Annotated in this window: 8 protein-coding genes; 4 read left to right on the forward strand and 4 right to left on the reverse strand. The window is 69.2% G+C overall.

The genetic code is table 11. The annotated features are described in order from the left end of the window. Positions 1-36: 36 nt before the first annotated feature. Positions 37-2,235 carry an RNA degradosome polyphosphate kinase gene (locus tag KB201_RS23220; protein WP_058252193.1) on the reverse strand — a complete coding sequence of 733 codons (2,199 nt, stop codon included), beginning with the start codon at positions 2,233-2,235 and terminating at the stop codon, positions 37-39. 74 nt (positions 2,236-2,309) lie between these two features. Continuing rightward, entirely contained in the window at positions 2,310-3,047 is a 738-nt protein-coding gene (gene cofC, locus KB201_RS23225; RefSeq protein ID WP_058252192.1) for a 2-phospho-L-lactate guanylyltransferase, read from the reverse strand. Between the two features lie 145 nt (positions 3,048-3,192). On the opposite strand from cofC, the gene KB201_RS23230 reads away from it, so the two are divergent. Then, a complete protein-coding gene (locus KB201_RS23230) occupies positions 3,193-4,200 on the forward strand; it encodes an NAD(P)H-dependent glycerol-3-phosphate dehydrogenase (protein WP_058252120.1) in 1,008 nt (335 codons plus the stop codon). A gap of 14 nt (positions 4,201-4,214) precedes the next feature. Here KB201_RS23230 and KB201_RS23235 read toward each other — a convergent pair whose 3' ends face one another. Next, positions 4,215-4,808 carry a DUF3515 domain-containing protein gene (locus tag KB201_RS23235; protein WP_058252119.1) on the reverse strand — a complete coding sequence of 198 codons (594 nt, stop codon included), beginning with the start codon at positions 4,806-4,808 and terminating at the stop codon, positions 4,215-4,217. Positions 4,809-4,892: 84 nt separating this feature from the next. Then, a complete protein-coding gene (locus KB201_RS23240) occupies positions 4,893-5,138 on the reverse strand; it encodes an Lrp/AsnC ligand binding domain-containing protein (RefSeq protein ID WP_058252118.1) in 246 nt (81 codons plus the stop codon). A 225-nt stretch (positions 5,139-5,363) separates the two neighbouring features. Between KB201_RS23240 and KB201_RS23245 the strand changes: the two genes are divergently transcribed. The 3 genes from KB201_RS23245 to KB201_RS23255 are packed head-to-tail and all read left to right on the forward strand — an operon-like array spanning position 5,364 to position 7,667. Continuing rightward, positions 5,364-6,404, forward strand: a complete 1,041-nt coding sequence (locus KB201_RS23245; RefSeq protein ID WP_058252117.1) for a thiamine-phosphate kinase — start codon at positions 5,364-5,366, stop codon at positions 6,402-6,404. 31 nt (positions 6,405-6,435) lie between these two features. Beyond that, entirely contained in the window at positions 6,436-6,957 is a 522-nt protein-coding gene (locus KB201_RS23250; RefSeq protein WP_058252116.1) for a gamma carbonic anhydrase family protein, read from the forward strand. Between the two features lie 26 nt (positions 6,958-6,983). Then, entirely contained in the window at positions 6,984-7,667 is a 684-nt protein-coding gene (locus KB201_RS23255; RefSeq protein WP_058252115.1) for a uracil-DNA glycosylase, read from the forward strand. The last annotated feature ends 213 nt before the right edge of the window (positions 7,668-7,880 follow it).

A 7,880-nucleotide genomic window follows, 5' to 3' on the forward strand; every position in this document is an offset into this window, starting at 1 on the left:
TGATCGTAGAGGTCGAAGGTTACGCGTCGGTGCCGGTCACGAACTGGTCTCCGGCCGACGACGATTGCGCCGCATCATCTGTCGCTGATGGTCGCGCACCTCTTCGCCCTCGGCGGGTGAGGCCACCCAGCTCCCGTCGGACTGCAGGACCCAGCAGCGGGTCCGCGGATCGAGGGCGGAGGCGAAGATGTCACCGAGTTCACCGGCCAGACGCTCGTCACGGACGTTCACCATGACCTCCACGCGCCGATCGAGATTGCGGTGCATCATGTCCGCGCTGCCGAACCAGTACTCGTTCTGCGCACCGAAATACAGGATTCGGGAGTGCTCGAGGAACTGCCCCAGGATCGACCGCACGTGGATGTTGTCGCTGTAACCCTCGACCCCGGGCCGCAGCGCGCTGATGCCACGGACCACGACATCGACGGGTACCCCGCTCTGCGAGGCCCGGTACAGCGCATCGATCACCTGCTCGTCGACCAGTGCATTCGCCTTGAGCTGGATTCTCGCGCGCGTGTCGCCGTCGCGGAACAGCTCGATCTCGCGATGGATCCGTTTGATGATGCCCGCCCGGATGCCGTGCGGCGCAACGAGGATGTTGCGGTACTCCTGCTTGCGGGAGTAACCGGTCAAGGTGTTGAACAGGTCGGTCAGGTCGGCGCCGATGTCGGGGGCGGCGGTCAGCAGGCCCACGTCCTCGTAGAGCCGCGCGGTCTTCGGGTTGTAGTTGCCGGTCCCGATGTGGCAGTACCGCTTGATCGTCGAGCCCTCGCGACGCACCACCAGGCAGGTCTTGCAGTGGGTCTTCAAACCGACGAGGCCGTAGACGACGTGGACGCCGGCCTGTTCCAGTTTGCGGGCCCACTTGATGTTCGCCTGCTCGTCGAAGCGGGCCTTGATCTCCACCAGCGCGACGACCTGCTTCCCGGCCTCGGCGGCGTCGATGAGCGCGTTGACGATCGGGGAGTCGCCGGAGGTGCGGTACAGCGTCTGCTTGATGGCCAGGACCTGCGGGTCGGCCGCGGCCTGCTCGATGAACCGCTGCACGCTCGTCGAGAACGAGTCGTACGGATGGTGGACGAGTACGTCACCGTCGCGAAGAGTAGAGAACACGCTCTTGGGTGTCTCTCGCTCGCCGAACGCGGGGTGGGTGGCGGGGACGAACGGACGGTCCTTGAGATGCGGGCGGTCGAGCGCGTAGATCTCGAAAAGTGATGACAGATCGAGGAGTCCGGGCACCTGGATGACGTCGGCGGGGTCCACCTCGAGCTCGCGCAGCAACAACTCGAGCATGTGCTCGCTCATGTCGTCGGCGACCTCGAGCCGCACCGGCGAGCCGAACCGACGGCGCGCGAGTTCCCGCTCGAGCGCCTGGAGGAGGTCCTCGTCGCGGTCCTCTTCGACCTCGAAGTCGGCGTTGCGGGTGATCCGGAAGACGTGGTGCTCAACGATTTCCATACCCGGGAACAACGTCCCGAGGTTAGCCGCGATCAGACTCTCCAACGGTAGGAACACCGCGCTCCTGGCGGCCTTGTCGTCGTCGGGCGCCCGAGCGGGCGACAGCCGGTCGACGCGGATGAAGCGGTTCACGTTGTCCGGTACCTTGACCCGCGCGAAGTGCTCGCCGCTCTCGTTGACGTCGCGGACCGTGACCGCGAGGTTCAGCGACAACCCGCTGATGTACGGGAACGGATGAGCGGGGTCGACCGCCAGGGGCGTCAGGACCGGAAATACCTCGTCCTGGAAATAATCGGTCATCCGCGCCTGCTGCTCGGCGGTGAGCTGCGACCAGGACACCACGTAGATGTCGTTGTCGGCGAACGCCGGTCGGACCGAATCGAGGAAGACGCGCGCGTGCCGGTCGGCGACGGTCTGCGCGCGTCCGGCGATGCGCATGAGTTGTTCTCGCGGCGACAGGCCGTCGGCGGACCGGACCGACAGGCCGGTCTCGTCGCGCCGCTTGAGTCCGGCCACCCGCACCATGAAGAACTCGTCGAGGTTCGAGGCGAAGATGGCGAGGAACTTCGCACGATCGAGGAGCGGCAGGGAGATGTCCTCGGCGAGCGCGAGCACCCGGGAGTTGAAGTCCAGCCAGCTCAATTCCCGGTTGAGGTAACGGTCCTCGGGCAGGTCGGCGGATTCGTCGGGCACCAGGGTGGCGGCCGGCGGGGCGTGCGGGATCGGTGTCGTGGTGACCGTGGCGGTCTGCGATACGTCATCGTCGGCGGGGCTCACCCCCCAATGATGACCCATCGCCGTCCCCGGCGTACACGCCCGCCGGTCGGACGCTTGTCGAGTGCGGGTCGGGGTCAGAGATGACGCAGCGCAGCGACGGTGTGCGGTCCGAGGCCGAGCTCGCGGGCGACGCCCAGGTCCGCCGCGGTGTCGACGTCGGTGCGCAGGTCGGCCCACTCCCGGCCGGCCGGGTCGAGTTCGACGGCGCCGGCGGCCCGGTGGGCGGCCGCCGAACCGGGCCCGAAGCGGGGAGCGGGGACGTCGGTACCGGTGCCGTGCAGCAGCACCGTCCCGGATCCGTCCCGGTCGGTGACGAAGCTCGAGCGGTGTTCACCGGCGGCGCGCAACACGGCGGCGACGGACGTGCTCGTCGCCGCCGGCAGATCGGCCTGCACGTACATCAGGCCCGTCGACTCGGGCCACGCCTCGCGCGCCCAGCGCGCACCGTCGACGAACGCGGAGTTGAGACCGGCGTCAGTCGGTGACCGGTGCGGCGACTCCCGCAGGCCGCGCATGCCCGAGCGCCGCGCCGCGGCGAGTACCTCGTCGTCGGGGCTGACGACGACGAGCCGAGAGATCCCGGCGCCGCGCAGGGCGTCGACGGTGTCGAGGAACATCGCCAGGACGAGGGAACCCCGGGCGACGGGGTCGTCACCCTCGAATGCGGTGGACAGCGTCGCCGCCAGTCGTGACTTCGCGCGGTGCAGATTCTTGACCGCCAGCACGGCCGCGACCGACGTCGCGACGGGCTCGTTGCCCCCCGCGTCGACGATCGTCGAGTCGGCGCCCGCGCCGACGGTGCTGTGTTCCATGCCGACCATCATGATGCACCGACCCCTGGTCGGTGACATTCCGGGTCGGCCATACCCGGCAGGGCACTAGGGTGAGCAGGGTCGGCCGTCCGGCCGGCGCCGGCGGTGGGAATACGGAATTGGGCTTGCCCGGTGGGAGGTTGCGGTGCGCGCGGCGGTGATGGGTGCGGGTTCTTGGGGAACCTCGGTGGCGAAGGTGCTGGTCGATGCCGGTACCGACACCGTGATCTGGGCGCGGCGACCCGAACTCGCCGAGGCGATCAACACCGAGCACGTCAACGCCGACTATCTACCCGGCATCGCGCTGCCCGCCGCGCTCACCGCGACGAGTTCGGCGGTCGATGCGCTGCTCGGCGCCGACGTCGTCGTCTGCGGTGTCCCGTCGCAGTCGTTGCGCCCCAACCTGACGCAGTGGACGCCCTACATCGGGTCGGATGCGTCGCTGGTGTCGCTCGCCAAGGGCATCGAATCCAACACCCTGCTACGGATGAGTGAGGTCATCGCCGAGGTGACCGGTGTCGCCGACGACCGGATCGCGGTGCTGACCGGGCCGAACCTGGCACGCGAGATCGCGGAGGGTCAACCGGCGGCGACCGTGATCGCCTGTGCCGACGAGGCGCGGGCGGTGACGCTGCAGAGCGCGTTCAGTACGCGATACTTCCGGCCGTACACCAACACCGACGTCGTCGGATGTGAGATCGGCGGCTCTGCGAAGAACGTCATCGCGCTGGCCTGCGGGATGGCCAGCGGCATCGGGTTCGGTCAGAACACCCTGGCGACGATCATCACTCGTGGGCTCGCCGAGACGATCCGGTTGGGTGTCGCGGTGGGCGCGCAGATCGAGACGCTGGCGGGTCTCGCCGGGATCGGGGATCTCGTCGCGACGTGTTCGTCGCCGTTGTCGCGCAACCGCACGTTCGGCGCGCGGCTGGGGGAGGGTGCCACCATGGCGCAGGCTCAGGAGGCCACCAACGGGCAGGTCGCCGAGGGCGTCAAGTCGTGCTCGTCGGTGCGTGCGCTGGCCGAGCGACACCAGGTGCCGATGCCGCTCACCGACGCGGTCCACCAGGTCTGTCACGACGGCATGTCGGTGGCCGACGCGGTCAATTCGCTGTTGGGCCGCAGCACCAAGCCGGAGATCTACCGGGACTGAGCGCCCGCCGCCGATCAGCCGAAGTCGAGCGGTCCCCGTTCGAGGGTGCGGTCGATCAGTCCCGAGATGTCGGTGATGGGTCCGTTGCCGGCGTTCGTCGGAATCCACATCGCGACATAGGGTCGGTGGTCGACGCACACATAGGCCTGGCCCGAGCCGTCGACCGTGTCCGTGATGAACCACTGGACCCCGGCCTGGCCGGCGGCGTGGATCTCCTGGAGATTGCTGGTGGGAGACAGCTCGGCAGGTCGGGTCACCCCGCACCGAAGTGTCATGTCGTCGCCCGGGCCGGTCGACGGCCACGTCGCGCGGTCGCCGGAGACCTCTTTGGTGCCGAAACCCTCGAAGGTGTCCGGTGCTTCGGTGAGCAAGCGGGTGCACTCCGCGGCGACCGGGCCGACGGAGTCGTAGGACTCGATCGGGGTCACCGGATCGGGGCGCAGCGCGGCGAACACGATGAAGCCGGCGAGCACCATCACGGGAATGGCTACCAGGGTCGCGACGAGTGCGGGGCTGAGACGTCCGCCGCCGCCATACCGCGCGGAGTCCTCGGCGGATTCGCCGTCGACGGGATCCTGCTGGGTGTCATCCGAACCTGCTGACGTCACCCCACAACAGTAGGAGTCGGTCTGCCGAACCCGCGCACGGGGACCCGTCAGGATCACCCGTCGTCGGCGGCCGGCCGACGCCCCTCAGCGCGTCGTGGGGACCACCGGGCAGGTCAGGGTGCGGGTGATCCCGTCCACCTTCTGGATCTGCGGAACCACGTTCTCGGTCAGGTGGGTGGCATCGGAGGCGTCGACCCGGACGATCACGTCGTACGGCCCACTGACCTCTTCCGACGAGGCGACCCCGGCGATCTCGGCGATGGTCGCGGCTGCGAGGGCGGCCCTGCCGACCTCGGTCTGGATCAGTATGTATGCCTGAACCACGGACATCCTCTCCGTCTGTGTCGTTCCCGGGCCACATCGTATGGGGCACATCGTCGACACGGGCTGTCGTACCGGCGGCTCGGCGCATGCGCGGTCGTCGGGCAGTGCACGACTGCCGCGGGCGGCCGGACTGTTGCGGATCGCTCTCGCCCGGCGGCCCCATACACTGTGGCACACATTGTCACCGACAACCCCGTGCGCGCGCGACCGGAAGAGGAAAGGCCCCGACGAGTGACCTTCGACGAGACAGGTCGGCAGGACCGCGCGATCGACCGGACCGACACGGTCGGGGCGATCGGTGAGCGTGCCGTGATCGCCGCGTTGACCGCGTCCGCGACCTCTGGTGAGCCCGCCGACGACATCGTGATCGGATCCGGTGACGACGCAGCCGTTCTCGACATCGGGGGATCGGCGGTGATCAGCACCGACACCGTCGTCGAGGGGCGCCACTTCCGATTCGACTGGTCGACGCCGGAGCAGGTCGGCGCCCGCGCGGTGGTGCAGAGTGCCGCCGACGTCGCCGCGATGGGCGGCCGCACAACGGGTCTCGTCGTGTCCATCGCGTGTCCGTCGGACACGCCGGTCGGCGTCGTCCTCGACCTCAACGACGGCGTGGTCCGCGCGGCACACGGACAGGGGGCCCGGGTGCTGGGCGGCGACCTCGTCGCGGCCGGTCAGGTGGTGGTGAGTGTCACCGCGGTCGGCGCGCTCGAGGGCCGGCCCCCGGTCTCGCTGGGCGGTGCCCGGCCTGGTGACGTCCTCGCGGTGAGCGGTCCGCTGGGGGCCAGCGCCGCGGGACTCGCGGTGCTGTCCGATCCGCGTCCGGTGGTCAGCGATTGGTCGGAACTGGTTGCACTGCACCGAGTTCCGAAACCCGACCTAGCCCAGGGGCCGGTCGCCGCGGCGGCAGGTGCGCACGCCATGACCGACATTTCCGACGGTCTGGTCGAGGAACTGCTCACGATGTCGAGGGCTGCCCAGGTCGCCATGACCGTGCATGGCGACGCCGTACCGCGGCGCCCGGATCTGGCTGCCGCGGCAAGCGAACTCGGGGCGGACGTCGACCGCTGGGTACTGGCCGGCGGCGAGGACCATCACCTGCTCGCGGCGTTCGGCGGGCCCACGGTGCCGCCGGGGTGGACCGTCATCGGCTCGGTGGGGGAGAAGTCCTCGTCGGCGCCCGAGGTCTGGGTCGACGACCGCCGGGTCGGCGGGCCCGACGGTCTCGAACTGCACGGGTGGCAGTCCTTCGCCGACCCGACTGGTGACTGAGGTCCCCGGGACGCACCATTAGAGTCGCCTCATGGCGATCTACGCACTCGACGACCGAGAACCGGTCCTGGGACAGGACACCTACGTGCACCCGGACGCGGTGGTGATCGGCGCGGTCACCCTGGGCGACGGTGTCTCGGTGTGGCCGGGCGCGGTACTCCGCGGCGACTACGGGACCATCACCGTCGGCGCCCGCAGCAACATCCAGGACGGCACCGTCATCCACTGCACGGTTCTCGACCCGACCGTGATCGGCGAACGGTGCGTCGTCGGACACAACGCGCACATCGAGGGCGCGACGATCGGAAACGACTGCCTCATCGCCTCGGGATCGGTGGTCCTGAACGGGTCCACGGTCGGCGACGGCGCGATCGTCGGAGCCGGCGCGGTGGTCCCGTTCAAGTTCGACGTCCCCTCGCGACGGATGGCGCTCGGTGTACCGGCCCGGCTCCGCGACGGCTACGAGGTACCGGAGGGGCACACCGAACTCAACTGCGAGATGTACTTCCAGAACGCGCAGCACTATCGCACCGCCCTGAAACGACTGGACTGACGACCGCCCACGACGGAGGCAATCGAGTGACCGCACCACCCAAACCCCTTGCCGAACTGATCGACCCGGGCTGGGCGCAGGCGCTCGCCCCGGTCGAGCCGCTCATCACCGAGATGGGCCGGTTCCTGCGCACCGAGATCGCCGAGGGGCGGCGCTATCTGCCTGCGGGACAACATGTCCTGCGGGCATTCACGCGCCCCCTCGACGGCGTGCGCGTGCTGATCGTCGGGCAGGATCCATACCCGACGCCCGGACACGCCGTCGGACTGAGCTTCTCGGTGGCGCCCGACGTGCGCCCGATCCCGCGTTCCCTGACGAACATCTACACCGAGTACTGCGCCGATCTCGGTTACCCCATGCCGACCACCGGGGATCTCACGCCGTGGGCGGACAACGGCGTGCTGCTGCTGAACCGCGTGCTCACGGTGGCCCCCGGCGAGCCGGCCTCTCACCGGGGGAAGGGCTGGGAAGAGGTGACCGAGTGCGCGATCAAGGCGCTTGCCGCCCGCGACGAGCCGCTCGTCGCGATCCTGTGGGGCCGGGACGCCGCGGGACTGGAGAAGTGGCTGCCCGACGTCCCGACCATCGTGTCGGCGCATCCGTCACCGTTGTCGGCCTCGCGCGGGTTCTTCGGGTCCCGACCCTTCAGCCGGGCCAACGAGGAACTGATGGACCTCGGGGCCGAACCGGTGGAGTGGCGTCTGCCGTGACCCTTCGAGGCTCGTCGACCTCGACGCGCTCCTTCGTCGCTTGCTCGGCCCGGCGGCTGGCGCTCCTCGCACCTCAGTACCTGCGGCCTGGCGGCCGTCGTGGATCGTGAAAGAACACTCTTGAGCGTCCACATCTCTGCTCCCTGAGGTGCGAGCGAAGCGAGCCACGAAGGGCTCCGCAACCTGTCTCACCAGGCCCTTCGTGGCTCGTCG

The organism is Gordonia sp. SCSIO 19800 (genome assembly GCF_018132775.1).
Taxonomy (GTDB): Bacteria; Actinomycetota; Actinomycetes; order Mycobacteriales; family Mycobacteriaceae; genus Gordonia; species Gordonia hongkongensis.